Raw genomic sequence first — 16,103 nt, forward strand, 5'->3', positions numbered from 1 at the left:
TTGTAGTCAATTTTTGCTTTGTACTTGCCGTACTGCTCCAGATATTTGTCATCAATACCTGCTTTCTCCGCAATTTTTGTAATCGGCTCCATTGTACATTCCTGTGCAATTTCAATGTCTGATTTGAATCCCATAATAACATCCTCCTTAAAAATAATAGTTTTCCTCGCCCTTCTTCCAATCCTTCTCCATCTATTCCTATGCGAAATTTCCGAAATTATTGCCTGATTGAAAAAAGGGCAACACTTGTAAAGCTACAAATGCTGCCCAGACGGTCGGCTTACTATCTTATTCTGATTCCCCTGTGGTACTCCACATTTATCCGTCAGTAATCAGAACTATGGTTATAATCTAACACAAAATCATCTCAATGTCAATCTACCATAATAAAGTTTGTGAATTTTTTACCAATTTTATTCTGTTTTCTATGCAAATCTTACAAGACTCTCTTTTGTCTATGCACCAATAAAAGCGGTCACTTCTTCTTTCTCCGGCATAACACGCAGAGCACCCTTTTTCGTGGTAATCAGAGAAGACGCACCATTGGCAAAACGCAGCATTTCCTGCAGATTTTCTTCTGTCAGTCCTTCCAGGCCATGTTCCAGCACATAGTTCAATGCGCACGCGCCGAAGGTATCGCCTGCTCCTGTGGTTTCAATGGTGTTTTCCTGTAAAAACGGTTTCTGAAATACCTCTTTTCCTTCGTAAAAAGCAATGCTCCCCTCTTTTCCCATAGTCACATTCATAAGTTTTAAGTTAGGATATTCTTTCAGAAGGATATGAGCCCCTTCTTTTACATCTTTTGTTCCTGTCATAAATTCCAGTTCTTCTTCAGAAATTTTCAACAAATCGCATTTGGACAAGCCGTATGCAATCTGTGCTTTTGCCTCTTCCATAGATTTCCACAGCGGCGGTCTCAGATTGGGGTCAAAAGAAATCAGAAGTCCTGCTTCTTTCGCTACATTGATTGCCTTGTAAGTTGCCTTCCTCACCCCTTCGTGCGTCATGGATAAAGTACCGTAATGAAAAGCCTTTGCAGACTGTATATAGGCCTCATCAATCTGGTCTTCCTGCAGCATCATATCTGCTCCCGGATTTCTGTAAAATGCAAAATCACGGTCCCCATCTTCAAAAGTATGAACAAAGGCCAGTGTGGTATGTACTTCTTCGTCTTCATACAAATGGCTAGTGTCAATGCCTATAGATTCCAGTGTTCCCCTAAGAGCGGTTCCGAACTGGTCTTTTCCTACAACACCCAGAAAAGATGTCTTCTTGCCCAGCTTATTCAGCATAGCCAGCACATTACAGGGTGCTCCTCCCGGGTTTGCCTCAAAAATAGGATTTCCCTGCCCACTTACTCCGTTTTCAGTAAAATCAATCAAAAGTTCACCTAATGCAATTACATCAAATTTTTTACACATATTCTCTACTCACTTTCTCAATTTTTCACTTGTTATTACTTTACTGTGCATTATATCTTTTTTTTTTAACTTGTGCAATATTTCCCCAAACCTTTCCCGAATTTTTCTACCGAAACCAGAGTATTTTCCTTTGATGCTTTTCTGAAAACTTTAGGATTTCTTTCGATTTATCCGGAAAAGTTCTTAATGATTTCCTTCTAAAATGAAGAACATAAATTTTTTGTACGCAGGAGGCGATTTCATCATGGAACTTTTTCATATACTTTCCCAGTCTGCTCAACGGTTTCCTTCCCGGATAGCAGCCACAGACGGAACTTCTATGCTTACCTACAGACAACTGGCTGATTATTCTGACCGGCTTGCCCTGTACCTGGACGGAAAATGCAGCAAAAAGGGAAATCCCGTGCTTATTTACGGGCACAAAAGTCCCTTTATGCTGGTCTGCTTTCTGGCCTGCATGAAAGCGGGAATTCCCTATTGTCCTCTGGATGTTTCTCTGCCTATACAGACTGTAAAAATGGTACTGGAAGATATTCAGCCCTCTCTTGTCTGCGCATTGGAACCATTTCCCTTTCCCTGTAATTCTATGCTCTCTCTGCATGTATTCCAGGAGATTACTCAGAAAAATAAAATCCCGGACTGTGACATCCGGCTTATGACGGCTTATCTCACCCCTATTGCAAAAGATGATGTTTTTTGCATTATGTATGCTTGTGATTCCGGTGAAACTGTACAGGGAGTTCAAATCTCTCTTCGTTCCCTGGAAGAACATTTAAAAAGCTGTGTTATCCCCTGCCTTTCTGCTTCTTTTGAAAAAGTGCCGGTATTTCTCAATCAAGCTCCTTTTTCTTTTGATTTGTCCGTAACGGATATTTATACCTGTCTCTTTCTCCAGGGAACACTCTGGTGTATATCAGAAACGGATATGGACAATCCCCGGCTGCTTCTGCATACCTTTGCCGCTTCAAAGGGAACTGTGTTAATCTCTACCCCATCCTTTCTGGAGATGTGCCTTGTCGAAGAAGCTTTCTGTGCCAAACAGATTCCTTCGCTGTCCTGCTTCCTTTTGGGAAAAGAACCTTTGTCTGTAAAAACTGCCGCCAAATTAAAAAAACAATTTCCTGATGCCCGGATTTTCAATCTCTATATTCCTGCTCCGACTGCATTGGCAGTCACCAGTACAGAAATCACGGAAAAACTTCTGCAAAACAGCCAGATACTGCCTTCCGGCTCCATAAAACCAGGGGTGCAAATCGAAATTCGAAGCGAAACAGGCACAGTTTTAAAAGACGGTGACAAAGGAGAAATTGTAATCCTAAGCCATACATCTCCTCCCGGATATTACAAAAATCCCTTCCATACGAAAAAAACTTTCTTCACAGAAAAACACAAAACAGGTTCTGTACAGGGTTTTCATACGCAGGACAGAGGCTATCTTCAGGACGGCGTTCTTTTCTACTGCGGCAGAAAAGATGCCGCTATCCGGCTCAGCGGCCATCCCGTTGCGCTGGACGATGTGGAAACAGGACTTATGAAGCTACCTCAGGTCAGCCGCGCTGCAGTCCTTCCTCACATTCGGGAACACCGTGTACGAAATCTCTATGCTTATGTAGTTTGTCCGGAAAAATCCATTTCCGATAAAAGCTATTCTGCCAGATTAAAAGAAGACTTGCTTTCCATTTTGCCGGAATACATGATTCCAAAGAAATTTATTTATGTAAACCGATTTCCTGTATCACAAAATGGAAAACTGGACTTAAATGCCCTAAAGAACATGAAAACAGGGCTGTATCGCATGTAATGCGGCAGCCCCGTCAGCTTTTCAGCTCTCTTGTCTCTCTATTTCACCTTTGTCACAGTCCGCACGTCCCGGAAATGTCCCATAACAATCAATGTTTCCGCACCTCTGAACACATGGTCTGCACCGGGAAGCGGATTCATCCTCCCAGCTTCTTTCGTAGCCAGAATGCTTATATGGTATTTCTTTCTTACTTCTTTTTCCACAATAGAACTTCCCACCCAGGTATCCGGAACCGGAATTTCATAAATCGCATACTCCTCTGTCAGTTCAATATAATCAAAGATATTGTCATTTCCATATTTCACAGCAAGGCGCTGAGCCATTTCCTTTTCCGGATAAACCACATGGTCCGCACCGTTTCGCAAAAGAAATTTAGCATGAACATCCCGGTTAGCTCTTGCCAGTACAAGAGAAGCCCCACAGTCTTTCAAAAGTGCCGTAGCTTCCAGCGAACTTTGAAAATTATCTCCAATAGCCACAACACACAAATCAAAGTTTCTCACTCCCAGAGATTCCACAAAATGTTCATTGGTAGCATCGCCAATCTGCGCATCCGTTACCATATCTATGGCGTCATTGACCCTTTCTTCATTAATATCCACTGCAAGGATTTCATTTCCCTCCGCAATTAATCGTTCTGCCATATGTCTTCCAAAACGGCCAAGACCTATCAGAAGCACTGATTTCATCTCTGTTTTCCTCCTTAAACTATTTTATCCTACAGACACTTTTTCCACCGGAAGTTTTGACGGAATCATGGAGATACGGTTGGTAAATGCAATCAGTATGGTAATACCTCCCACTCTTCCGATAAACATCAGCAGAATTAATATAATCTGTGAAACTGTTCCCAGACCAGGGGTAATTCCCAAGGACAGCCCTACTGTACAAAGTGCAGACACTGTTTCAAAAAGCGTCTGCTTCATTCCCAGATTCTCTATGGTTGAAATGATCATAGAAGAACCTATGCTCAGCAAACCATAAAACATCATCAGACAGCAGGCATGACGAATGGCTTCACTCTCCACTCTCCGCCTGAACAGTTCCAAATCTTTTCGCTTTCTCAGCTCTGTCCAAATAGTCAGCACCAGAATCAGCATGGTGGTGGTTTTAATACCTCCCGCTGTAGAGCCGGGAGAACCGCCAATAAACATCAGGCTTATCATAAGCGCCTGACTGCTGTCTGTGAGCATATTCAAATCTATGGTATTAAACCCTGCCGTTCTGGGGGTCACAGCCTGAAAAAAAGCACAAAGAATCTGCTGTCCCAAATTTTTGCCTTCCATGGAGGGTTTTCCCCACTCGAAGACAAAGATAAGCAAAGTTCCTCCCACAATAAGAATGGCGGTGGCAAACAGCACCATCTTAGTATGCAGTTTATAAGAACGGATATGCCATTTCCATTTCTTCAAATCTTCCCATACCAAAAAGCCAATACCACCTATGATAATCAGCCCCGCTATGGTCAGTCCTACCAAATAGCTGTCCCCTGCTGTAATAAGGGACGAACTTGGGCTGTAATATCCCATAAGATCAATTCCTGCATTACAAAATGCAGATATGGAATGAAACACAGCATAATACAAACCTTTTCCCAGTCCCAGCCTGGGGACAAAATAACAGGCCAGAAGAACCGCACCCACTCCTTCAAAGAAAAAAGTCCCTGATAACACAAACTTTGACATTCGTACAATTCCACCTATCTGAGGAGCTGCCACACTTTCCTGCATCAGCATCCGTTCCGACAGCCCAATTTTCCTTCGAGTCAAAGTCAGCGCAGATATGGCAATGGTCATAAAGCCAATGCCTCCTATTTGAATCAATATTAAAATCACAACCTGTCCGAATTCGGACCAGAAAGTGTACGTATCATGAGTAACCAGGCCCGTCACACAGGTAGCAGACGTAGCCGTAAACCAGGCATCCATAAAAGAGGCCGCCTCGCCTCCCCTGTTGGAAACTGGCAGCATCAGCAGCAGCGTGCCCAAGGCAATGACTGTAAAATAGCCTGCTGCAATAATTTTGGTAGTTGTCCATTTTATCTTTCTTTTCTTAGTCACAATATTCTCCGTCTCATTTACTTTGTCTTCAAATCTTTATGTGGGGAATCTTCATCATCCCGATACAGCCATTTTAGTATATCATTGGTAACTTCTTTCAGCCCCTTCCTAATCCCATCAAAAGCGCCCAGATTATAGAAATTAATCACAATGGCCCCCACCGGAACTGCCAGAATCATTCCCAGCACACCTCCGATACGGTATCCGATATACATAAAAATCAGGGTCAGAAGCGGATTTACGCCTATGGAATCTCCCACCATCTTAGGTTCAATCACTCTTCGCACCAGCTGCGTCACAAGATACAGAATAATCAATCCTACGGCATATTGCAAGTCCCCTGAAATAATTTTAAAAAGCGCCCAGGGAATCAGTGCAGTACCGGTGCCGAAAAACGGCAGCATATCCAGAAAAGCGATAAGAACAGCCACCAGGGCTGCGAATTTCACCTGCATAATCAGAAATCCTACAAACAAAATAATCCCAATGACACCCATAATTTTAAACTGCGCTTTAAAATAGCCTCCAAATACCTGCTTGAAGCTGTCTGAGAGAATCCGCCATTTTTCCTGAATCAGCATAGGTGTATTGGCCCGCCCGAATTCCAGAATTTTATCTCTGTCCGCAATAAAAAAATAGGCAGATAATATGGTAAAAATAATGGAAATCAAAATACTGGGCAGATTTTTGGCAAGATCACTGGCCTGATCTACGGTAATCTGGCTGACTTTTCCCACAGCCTCTCCGGTAATCTGTCCAATACTCGTCTGAAAATCTTCAATAGCCGTCTGTACACTCTCCGGCATTTCATCTATCAACCGGGACATATTGTCTCCTGCATCCTGAAATTCCTGGCGTATACTCCCATAAATTTCCGGAGCCTGGTCTATCAGTGACCGCGTTTCTTCTACGGCCTTTACTCCTACGAAATAAATGCCGCACACAATTCCCGCCAAAACCGCAATAATCAACAGCATGGACGTATGCTTTCGGGCAACTTTAAGCCGCCGCTCCAGCATACGCACCAGCGGATTGGCAATCAGAGCAATACACCAGCCAATGACAAAGGGCATAAAAAATCTCAGAAATTTAATTCCTATAAAAATCCCTGCCGCCATTGCTGCAATGGTTATCATAAATACCAAAATACTTTTCGCATATTTTTTCCATTTCATTTTCAAGACTCCTGACATTGCAAATTTCCGTAAACGTAAACTGCCCATATATGCATATAATTTCTGCACATATGGGCAATCCATTCCCAGCCGGTGTGTTCTAGTGGCTTGGATTGCACTATATGCAATCATTATACCACATGTTTCGGAACTGGAAACCAATTATCTGAAATTTTTACAATTCTTTCAGAAATCCGAACGATTCTTCATCATGTATAAAATGCATCAGCATGTAAGAACACATTATCGCTGTATTTTCTTCTCTTAAAATCCGTTTTGCCTCTTCCCGGTCTGCCAGGACAACTTCTATTTCCTCTGTGTCCTCCTGATAGTCTCCTGAAATTTCACCCGATGCTATGCCGAACACAGTGGCGCAGCATTCGTCAGTCAGACCAATGGTGGTAAAAGCCGGTTTTTCATATGCCTCGGAAACAGAAGCAGGGACAAACGTAAGCCCTGTCTCTTCTTTCATCTCCCGAACTGCGGTTTCCCGGTAATCCTCTCCTCTTTCCACCAAACCTGCCGGAAATTCATAGACATAATCATCAATGCTGTATCGGTACTGGCGTATCAGTACCACTTTATCCTGCGCTTCACCGTACAGACTGTAGATGACCACGCCATCCGGATGCAGCGTATGGCTTTTCAGCTTTAGTTCTCTTTCTTCTTTTGCTCTGGAAGCCACATAATATTTTCCCTTTTTCCCGGTCTTGCTCTCCCTGTCCAACTCGTAAAGATTGACAAAGGGATTTGCTGTCTTACGGGTAATTCCTGTGATTTTCGCCACTTTATTCTCCTTTCAGCAGAACCTTCAGACGCTTGTAGGAAAGCATGGTAATCCCTGAAATCATCACACCTTTTATGAGATTAAAAGGAACCATGGACAGCAGAACAAAAGTCACCATATTGTTGATAGCCGGGTTAATTTTCGTTCCCATGGCAATAAAGCTGTCCACAGGGATTCCCATTGCCACACTATACAGGGGAAACATCACAAAGGCATTGGAGAGACATCCCACAGCTGCCATGGTCACAGTTCCCACAGACATTCCAATCAGTGCGTTTTTCGCTGTTTTTCTGCGTTTATAAAACAGACCTGCCGGCACTGCAAAGGAGCAGCCGATTAGGAAATTTGACAATTCTCCCACCCCTGCTGTGGTAGTACCGTGAGTGACAATGTGAAGCAGGTTTTTCAGAAGTTCAATGATAATACCTGCCAGAGGCCCCATGGCAAAGGTTCCCACTACTACCGGAATCTCCGAAAAATCCATCTGCACAAAAGGCGGTGCAATAAACGGCAGCGGAAATTCAAACATCATCAGAACCGTAGCCACAGCCCCAAGCATGGCTATCTGTATGGTAGTTCTTAATTTTGACCTGTTTTGTGTTCCCTGGATTCTCTTGTTTACAACTGCTTCCTGACTCATGTTTCATTTCTCCTTTTCATGAATGATTTTTCATAAAAGGAAATTCTTCTTCTATGATTTTTGAAACTTCAAAAAAAGAAAGGCAACCGCACCTTTTGGGGGCTCCTCTCTTTGAAAGTCGTACAAAATCATAACCTTCTTCTCTCATCCAGACTATACTGTCGGTACCGGAATCACACCGGTTCAGCCGTAAAATACGGGTCGCGGACTTTTACCGCCGGTGGGGAATTGCACCCCGCCCCGAAGAATTTTCTTTTATTTACTATGCATTATATACCTTGTATCCATATCTTGCAACTGTTTTTTCCATGCTGCCGCTTTAAATTTCTGCTGTGGCCTCCAGAAGCCATGTACGTTCCTCTTCCTCCAGCATGGGGCCAACGATTTCATAAACCTTTTTATGATATGCATTTAACCACTGCCGTTCTGCTTTTGTCAGCATCTCCGGAAGAATAGCTTCTCTTTCGTAAGGAACCCAGGTTACGTTTTCAAATTCCATGAACTGTCCATATCCATTTTTCTCTGCTTTTTTGCACAGAAGGAGGTTTTCGGTACGAATACCGTATTTTCCTTCCAGATACAGTCCCGGCTCATTGGAAGTAAGCATGCCTTCCTCTAATGGTGTGGTGTTGCCGCGTCTTCCGTTTGCGCGCACTCTCCAGTTGATATTCTGAGGACCTTCGTGCACATTCAGAAGATATCCAACGCCGTGTCCGGTTCCATGATTAAAGTCCAGCCCTCTTTCCCAGAGCGGTCCCCTTACCAGAGCGTCCAGATTGGCGCCGCTGCAACCGTACTGGAATTTTGCCATAGCCAGACGGATATGTCCCTGCAGCACCAGAGTGAAATGTTCTTTCTGCTGCTGTGTCAGTTCCCCTACGGCAATGGTTCTGGTAATATCTGTAGTTCCCTGCCAGTACTGTCCGCCGGAATCAATCAGGAAAAATCCCTTTGGCTCTACTTTTGCAAATTCCGTTTCTGTAGGCGCGTAATGACACATAGCAGCGTTTGGTCCATAGGCACAGATAGTTTCAAAACTCAAGTCCAGGCAGTCCGGGTCTTCTTTTCTGAGTTCCAGACTTTTTTCGGCTGCACTGTATTCTGTGACTTCTCCGCTTCCCACATTTTGCTTCAGCCAGTAAATGAAACGGCACATAGCTTTTGCGTCCTTGATATGGGCAATACGGATATTCTCCATTTCTGTCTGATTTTTATTCCCCTTCATAACAGCCGCCGGATTGGGAGCAAACACTACTTCTGTGTGCTCCGGAATAGACTTGTACAGGGTATAGTTGGTACAGATGTCCTCCACCAGCACTTTGTCGGAATCCTTCAATGTTTTTACTGCATCATAAATTTCAAAATATGGGTGCAGTTCTACTCCCGCTTTTTCTAATTCTGCCCGTACTTCTCCGGAAACAGCCTCTTCCTGTACATAGAAGTATACCTTATCCATGGTTATCATGACATAGGAAAGTACCACTGGATTGTACACAATATCATTGCCGCGGATATTCAAAAGCCATACAATATCATCCATACTGCAGATGATATGGGTATTGGTTCCCTCTTTTTTCATTTCTTCACGGACAGCCGCTATTTTTTCTTCTCTGCGCTGTCCTGCATATTTTACATCCAGCAGATAAACCGGTTCTTTGGACATCTGCGGACGGTCTGTCCAGATTTTACCGCCCAGGTCCTCACCGCATTTTAAAGTGCCGTTTTTCTTCGCCAGAAGCGCTTCAAACTCTTTGCCCTCTGCCACATGAATGGTTCTTCCGTCACAGCCAAGACAGCCATTCTCCGGCAAATGTTCTTCCAGAAATTCTTCTACTGTGGGAACACCCTCTTCTCCCATTTTCATCAGCGCAACGCCTGTGCCTTCCAGCTGCTTTGCTGCCTGGATAAAGTATCTTCCGTCTGTCCACAGATATGCGCCGTCCGCTGTCACCAGCAGAGTTCCCGCAGAACCGGAGAAACCGGAGAGCCAGGCCCGAACTTTAAAATAAGTACCCACATATTCTGACTGATGGAAATCTGCAGTGGGCACCAGATACATATCCATGCCCGCTGCCTTCATTTCCTGCTGCAGCATTTTGATTCTTTCCTGATTCACATTCATGATAAACCCGCCTTTCTTTACTGAATTCCTTTCATGGTAAGGGAAATTCTCTTTTTCTTCATATCTACGCCCAGAACTTTTACGTCTACCACATCACCTACGCTGACTGCTTCCAGCGGATGCTTAATGTAACGCTCTGTCATCTGGGAAATATGCACCAGCCCGTCCTGATGGACGCCGATGTCCACAAAAGCGCCGAAATCAATCACATTCCGGACGGTTCCCTTTAACACCATACCCTCTTTTAAATCTTTCATATCTAATACGTCTGTACGCAGAATCGGCTTCGGCATCTCTTCACGCGGGTCGCGTCCCGGCTTGGTCAGTTCTTTTACCATATCCCGCAGGGTAATTTCGCCGATACCCAGCTTTTCAGCGGTTTTTGCATAATCTTTGACAAAATACACGCCATGACCGCCAAAAATATCTTCCGGCTTCATCCCCATGCTTTCCAGGAATTTTTCTGCCGCTGCGTAGCTTTCCGGATGTACGCTGGTAGCGTCCAGAGGATTTTTTCCGCCCCGGATGCGCAGGAAACCGGCACACTGTTCAAAGGCTTTCGGCCCTAATTTTGCCACCTTTAAGAGTTCTTTTCTATCGGTAAACTGGCCGTTTTCTTCTCTGTAAATTACGATATTTTTTGCAATGGCTTTGCTGATACCCGACACATATTCCAGAAGGGAAACAGACGCAGTGTTTAAGTCCACGCCAACTTTATTTACACAGTCTTCTACCACACCGGACAGGGCTTCTCCCAGCTTTTTCTGGTTCATATCGTGCTGATACTGTCCCACACCAATGGATTTCGGGTCAATTTTTACCAGTTCGGCCAGAGGGTCCTGCAGTCTTCTGGCAATAGACGCCGCACTTCTCTGTCCCACGTCAAAGTTCGGAAATTCTTCTGTGGCAAGCTTGCTGGCAGAATACACCGAAGCCCCCGCTTCATTGGTAATGACATACTGCACTTTCTGAGGAATTTCCTTGAGCAGTTCCACAATAATCTGCTCAGACTCCCGGCTGGCTGTTCCGTTTCCCACAGAAAACAGCGTAATGTTATATTTCTCAATCATAGCCTTTAAGGTTTCTTTTGCCGCAGCGATTTTCGCCGGAGTCGTAGGCGCTGTGGGATAAATCACAGCCGTATCCAGCACTTTTCCTGTGGCGTCTACCACAGCCAGCTTACAGCCGGTACGAAAAGCCGGGTCCCAGCCCAGTACCACCTGACCTACGATTGGGGGCTGCATCAGAAGCTGTTCCAGATTTTTCTTAAACACCTTGATGGCGCCGTCTTCTGCCTTTTCTGTCAAATCATTGCGGATTTCTCTTTCAATGGCAGGCGCAATGAGACGGCGGTAGCAATCCTCCACTACCTCCTTTAAAACAGGAGTGGTCTGTGCATTGTCTTTTGTGATGACCTGTTTTTCCAGATAGCGGAGAATGTCTTCTTCCGGCGCGGAAATTTTCACGGTCAGAATCTTTTCTTTTTCTCCGCGGTTAATAGCCAGTACCCTGTGTCCTGCCACCTTGGATACCGGTTCTTCGTATTCATAATACATATCGTAAACGGTGGATTCTTCCGGTTTCTTTGCTGCTGAAACCAGCGTTCCTTTTTTGGCTGTCATCTCACGAATCCGGATACGGTAATCCGCTTCATCAGAAATACTCTCTGCCACAATGTCTTTGGCGCCTGCCAGCGCTTCTTTTACATTTTTTACTTCTTTTTCTTCGGATACAAAAGCCTCTGCTGCTTCTTCCAGGCTCTTATCTGTCATCTGCAGCAGAATGATGTTGGCCAAAGGTTCCAGTCCTTTTTCTTTTGCAATGGTAGCTCTTGTTCTTCTCTTTGGCCGGTACGGACGGTACAAATCCTCTACCACAACCAGTGTCTGGGCTTCTGTAATCTGTTTTTTCAGTTCTTCTGTGAGTTTTCCCTGCTCTTCAATGCTGGAAAGCACCTGTTTTTTCTTGTCTTCCAGATTGCGCAGATAAGTAAGCCGTTCAAAGAGATTTCGCAGCTGTTCATCATTTAATGCACCGGTAGCCTCTTTACGGTAACGGGAAATAAACGGTATGGTATTTCCCTCATCTATTAATGAAACGGCAGCTTCCACCTGCCATTTTTCCACTTGCAATTCCTGCGTTATTATCTGTATAATATCCATAAATCTGTCCTTTCCGCCTCAGCTTTCTTTTACTACCTTACAACCTTATCAATGTGAAAGGAATTTGTCAAGAAATTCATTTTCTCTGTGCTGTTTTCTATTGCCACCCCCTATAATACATGATAGAATATGTAATAATCTTTATATTATTTTGAAAGAAATGAGGTCTTACACTTATGGAAAACCCTTACGAAGGACAAAATTACCGGCCATACACCCCACCTCCGGTCTATGAACCGGAATCTGCACCGAATTCTTCTGTTTATCAGGGAAACGCTACTTTTGCCACGCTTTCTCTGGTCATGGGAATTTTGTCTATCCTTTCTATATGCTGCTTTTTCCCTATGGTTTTTGTCTTTTCGGGGCTGGGCATTCTTTTTTCCTGTCTGTCCAAAGGAGAACACAGACGTCCCGGAAATGCAAAGGCGGGTATGGCTATCTGCGTAAGCTGCCTGACGATTTTTACTGCTCTGGTAATATTTATATGCACCTTTTTCCTGGTCTCCGATAAAGGCCAGAGCTTTCTGCAGGAATATTATCATCTCATTACCTCGGACAACGTTACCGAGGCAGATTTATACAACTTTATTTACAAATATATGTATGGAGAAGATTTCTTGCCTTATCCGGATACAGACAGTTACGATACTCCTAATGGATATGACAATTATGACAATTACGACGATTACTTCAATGACGACGGCGGCTATGATTTCTATGACGGAGACCTTCCTGATTTTTACCAGCCACAGCCGGATACCGGAAGCGACGTGATTTAATATTTCAGTATTTAAAAAAAAGCGTTATCAGCGGAACTATCTTCCCCCGATAACGCTTTTTCTTGTTCAGGATTCTATGACTTTCTGAAGTTCAGACAAATTTGTAATATTGAAAGAATTTACCAGCCCTTCCTCATCTAACTGTGCGCTGCCTTCCATAGGAAGACTCTCTGTCTTTCCCTCATCATCTTTTACGGAAACTTTCCAGTTCAGGTCATAGTAGTTGTCCTTTTTCTCTATGGACAAATCCTCTATCTGCATGGTTTTCTCGTTCTGATAAGACAAAACTGCCATGTTATAGACGGCTGTAGATGTGAGAACTGCATATCCATTTGCTGTCATATGTGACTGAAAGCATTCTTCTACCCAGGCAGGAACTTCCGTACTTTCTTCAGACTGCTGATACTCTTTTTCATCCGTACTTTTAAAAATGTTTTCCATAACACGGTTCAAATGCGCTGTTTCCTCTTTTTGATTTTTTGCCCCGCACCCCGCTGTCATAAGCATGACCACGAATAATACTGCTGCCCATATCCCTGCTTTTTTCATAGAATACCTCCTACCATACCTAATCTTTCTTGTTCTCAGTATAATGCAGCTTCTGAAAAATTTCAACCAATCCCCACACCCCAAACCAGTTTTATTACATTTTTCAGTACCCACTGCACCACAATCATGCCGAGTCCCACATACAAATACTTATCCGTATACCTCATACCCGTGTGCCACCGTCCTTTTGTCAGATATTCTATGGTATGAGAAATCATAAACCAGGCATACAAGACTGCCCCGTACAATACCACCGGATGATACAGAAACGACTGCCCAATATGCCCCCGAAGCAGCGCTTTTACTGCCCGGGTTCCGCCGCAGCCGGGACAGTAATACCCTGTCCATTTATGAAAAAGGCAGGGAAAACTCTGCCAGGACAGGTGGAGCCCCTTCTCTGCCGCCATCAGAAGCACCGCCAGAGCCAGCAAAATCCATCCGCCTGTATACAATCCCCTCTCCTGTTGAAAATTCCTGTCTTTCTTCTTCATTATCCTCTTGTAACCTCCCATGATTATGCTATAATTACCATGTGCAGTTATTATACCACGAACTACAGAAAAGATTGGAGATTATTTATGAAACGCTCATCTGCGAATTTGAAAACGCTTGCGCGGGAATCCCTCAACGGAAATTTCGGACTCCCCATATTGGCAAACCTGATTATCGTTGTTCTGGTTATACTTTTTTCCATGCTTGTCACCGCCTTTCTGGACACCTCCAGCATAACAAGCATGATTACCAACCAGATACTGCTTTATATGCTTTCTCTGTTGATTGCTCTGTGCAATGCAGGCTATGGAAAAATGCTTCTGAATATGAACCGCAGACAGCCTTATACCATCAGCAACCTGTTCTATGTGTTTTCCCACAATCCGGACCGGTTTTTAGTAGTCAATCTGCTGTTTTTACTGGTGCAAATTCTCTTTGGTCTGCCTCTGGATATTTTAAGCTATACTACCTCTGATATAGAAACCTCTATGGTTTTCTCTATGTTGACACTGCTTATACAGGCTCTGGTAAACCTGATTGTGAGCACTTTCTTCGGTCTGGCCAATTATCTGCTGCTGGATAATCCCGACATGGGGGCTATAGCAGCTTTAAAGGAAAGTTTATGTCTGATGAAGGGCAATAAAGGACGATATCTCTACATTCAGTTCAGCTTTCTGCCTCTGTATCTGGCCTCTGTCTTTACCTGCTACATTGGAATGTTATGGCTGATACCGTATATGCAGACTACCATGGCCTACTTCTACATGGATGTCGCCGGAGAACTTGACGCTCCAAAAGCGGCTCCAAAGGAAACGCCTGACTCCTTTATAAACAATCCGTTTTAACAAAGAAAAAGAAACCGAAAACACCACTGCAAAGTGTATGTTTCGGTTTCTTTTTTCTCTATTCTTCAAATAATTTTTCAATCAGCCGATAGCCCTCTTGTATCAGATTTCCCTGACGCAAAGCCTCTGCTTCATTGTATACGCAGTCCCGTTCCTCCTGTTTTCTGCTGTCGTACAGCAGATATGGTACCGGGTCTGCCGTATGGGTCTTAACACTGACCGGAGTCGGATGATCCGGTAAAATCAGCATCCGGTACGCCTCTCCCGATTCCTCCATACTGTCCTTGACTCTCTGAATCACCCGTGTATCCAGGTATTCAATAGCCTGCAGTTTCTTCTCCAGGCTGCCCTGATGTCCCATTTCATCCGGCGCCTCTACATGAATATAGGCAAAATCATAGCCGTCCTTTAAAAGTGCCGAAACAGCCGCAGCTGCTTTTCCCTCATAGTTGGTATGCAGACCGCCGTTTGCGCCTTCTACCGCAATATTTCCCATTTCCGTTCCCACAGCAATTCCTTTCAGCAAATCCACTGCGGAAATCATCACACCCTTTTTGTGAAACTTCTCTTCAAAAGAAGACAAAGCAGGCTTTGTTCCTGCGCCCCAAAACCACAGGCTGTTGGCCGGATTCAAGCCCTTTTTCTTTCTTTCTAAATTAACAGGGTGGTTCTTTAAAATTTCATAGCTTTTCTTCTGCATGGCAAGAAGCAGTGCTTCATCTGTAAGATACTCCCCGATTTTTTTTCCGCGAATATCGTGCGGCGGTGTCAGTGGTACTACCATGCCCTTTTTCCAGATAAGGCAGTGCCGATAGCTGGTTCCCGTATAAAACTGAAACATTCCATTTTCCAGTTCCTTCTTTACCGCCTGCAAAAGCACCTCCGCTTCCTCCGTGGAAATTTCATCTGCACTGTGGTCTAAAATATGCTTCTCCTCATAAGTCTCCTCTTCCTCAGAAAGGGTAACCAGATTAGCACGGATGGCAATATCTCCCTGCTCCATCCGGACACCGATATTCAGCGCTTCCAGAGGCGAGCGCCCGGAGTAGTAAACTTTTGGGTCATACCCCAGCACAGACAGGTTTGCTGTATCGCTTCCCGGGCTCATGCCCTCCGGCACAGTCTTTACCATGCCAATTTCACTTTTTCTTGCCAGACTGTCCATGGCCGGTGTCTCTGCTGCCGCAAGAGGGGTTTTTCCCCCTAATGCATCTATGGGTCTGTCTGCCATTCCATCACCTAATACCACAATGTACTTCATCTTCCCACT

15 protein-coding genes and 2 riboswitches are annotated in these 16,103 nt (G+C 44.2%); of the genes, 3 read left to right on the top strand and 12 right to left on the bottom strand.

The annotated features are described in order from the left end of the window. A partial coding sequence (locus tag WBS51_RS09180; protein WP_342694072.1) for a formate--tetrahydrofolate ligase occupies positions 1-134 on the bottom strand: 134 nt, incomplete at its 3' end. Positions 135-258: 124 nt separating this feature from the next. After that, positions 259-343, bottom strand: a riboswitch (ZMP/ZTP riboswitch). A 112-nt stretch (positions 344-455) separates the two neighbouring features. Then, positions 456-1,421 carry a carbohydrate kinase family protein gene (locus WBS51_RS09185; protein WP_173750196.1) on the bottom strand — a complete coding sequence of 322 codons (966 nt, stop codon included), beginning with the start codon at positions 1,419-1,421 and terminating at the stop codon, positions 456-458. 244 nt (positions 1,422-1,665) lie between these two features. Here WBS51_RS09185 and WBS51_RS09190 point away from each other — a divergent pair, with 244 nt between their 5' ends. After that, the gene (locus WBS51_RS09190) at positions 1,666-3,222 is read left to right on the top strand and encodes an AMP-binding protein (protein WP_173750197.1); all 1,557 of its coding nucleotides are present in this window, start codon (positions 1,666-1,668) and stop codon (positions 3,220-3,222) included. A 38-nt stretch (positions 3,223-3,260) separates the two neighbouring features. Here WBS51_RS09190 and WBS51_RS09195 read toward each other — a convergent pair whose 3' ends face one another. From WBS51_RS09195 to WBS51_RS09225, 7 genes are all read right to left on the bottom strand, one after another. Continuing rightward, positions 3,261-3,911: a potassium channel family protein gene (locus tag WBS51_RS09195; protein ID WP_173750198.1), complete on the bottom strand. Its 651-nt coding sequence runs from the start codon at positions 3,909-3,911 to the stop codon at positions 3,261-3,263. A 24-nt stretch (positions 3,912-3,935) separates the two neighbouring features. Then, positions 3,936-5,282 (bottom strand): TrkH family potassium uptake protein, encoded by a 1,347-nt coding sequence (locus WBS51_RS09200; RefSeq protein ID WP_226853743.1) that lies wholly within the window; start codon positions 5,280-5,282, stop codon positions 3,936-3,938. 17 nt (positions 5,283-5,299) lie between these two features. Then, positions 5,300-6,457: a sporulation integral membrane protein YtvI gene (gene ytvI / locus WBS51_RS09205; protein WP_173750199.1), complete on the bottom strand. Its 1,158-nt coding sequence runs from the start codon at positions 6,455-6,457 to the stop codon at positions 5,300-5,302. Between the two features lie 175 nt (positions 6,458-6,632). Further along, positions 6,633-7,244, bottom strand: a complete 612-nt coding sequence (locus WBS51_RS09210) for an NUDIX hydrolase (RefSeq protein ID WP_342694069.1) — start codon at positions 7,242-7,244, stop codon at positions 6,633-6,635. Between the two features lies 1 nt (position 7,245). Next, positions 7,246-7,884 carry an ECF transporter S component gene (locus WBS51_RS09215; RefSeq protein ID WP_173750201.1) on the bottom strand — a complete coding sequence of 213 codons (639 nt, stop codon included), beginning with the start codon at positions 7,882-7,884 and terminating at the stop codon, positions 7,246-7,248. Positions 7,885-8,016: 132 nt separating this feature from the next. Then, a riboswitch (FMN riboswitch) is annotated at positions 8,017-8,136 on the bottom strand. 67 nt (positions 8,137-8,203) lie between these two features. Beyond that, entirely contained in the window at positions 8,204-10,006 is a 1,803-nt protein-coding gene (locus tag WBS51_RS09220) for an aminopeptidase P family protein (protein ID WP_173750202.1), read from the bottom strand. A 17-nt stretch (positions 10,007-10,023) separates the two neighbouring features. Beyond that, positions 10,024-12,168, bottom strand: a complete 2,145-nt coding sequence (locus WBS51_RS09225) for a Tex family protein (protein ID WP_173750203.1) — start codon at positions 12,166-12,168, stop codon at positions 10,024-10,026. 176 nt (positions 12,169-12,344) lie between these two features. Here WBS51_RS09225 and WBS51_RS09230 point away from each other — a divergent pair, with 176 nt between their 5' ends. Then, positions 12,345-12,947, top strand: a complete 603-nt coding sequence (locus WBS51_RS09230; protein WP_173750204.1) for a DUF4190 domain-containing protein — start codon at positions 12,345-12,347, stop codon at positions 12,945-12,947. A 66-nt stretch (positions 12,948-13,013) separates the two neighbouring features. Here WBS51_RS09230 and WBS51_RS09235 read toward each other — a convergent pair whose 3' ends face one another. Further along, positions 13,014-13,496 (bottom strand): hypothetical protein, encoded by a 483-nt coding sequence (locus WBS51_RS09235; RefSeq protein WP_294461086.1) that lies wholly within the window; start codon positions 13,494-13,496, stop codon positions 13,014-13,016. Between the two features lie 62 nt (positions 13,497-13,558). Next, positions 13,559-13,987: a DUF2752 domain-containing protein gene (locus WBS51_RS09240; RefSeq protein ID WP_173750206.1), complete on the bottom strand. Its 429-nt coding sequence runs from the start codon at positions 13,985-13,987 to the stop codon at positions 13,559-13,561. 87 nt (positions 13,988-14,074) lie between these two features. Between WBS51_RS09240 and WBS51_RS09245 the strand changes: the two genes are divergently transcribed. Beyond that, complete coding sequence (locus tag WBS51_RS09245) at positions 14,075-14,833, top strand: DUF975 family protein (RefSeq protein ID WP_173750207.1); 759 nt, start codon at positions 14,075-14,077, stop codon at positions 14,831-14,833. 58 nt (positions 14,834-14,891) lie between these two features. On the opposite strand, the gene WBS51_RS09250 is transcribed toward WBS51_RS09245, so the two are convergent. Beyond that, on the bottom strand, positions 14,892-16,094 hold the full coding sequence (locus WBS51_RS09250; RefSeq protein ID WP_173750208.1) for a cofactor-independent phosphoglycerate mutase: 1,203 nt from the start codon (positions 16,092-16,094) through the stop codon (positions 14,892-14,894). Positions 16,095-16,103 lie beyond the last annotated feature (9 nt).

The organism is Blautia acetica (assembly GCF_038739805.1).
Taxonomy (GTDB): Bacteria; Bacillota; Clostridia; order Lachnospirales; family Lachnospiraceae; genus Blautia.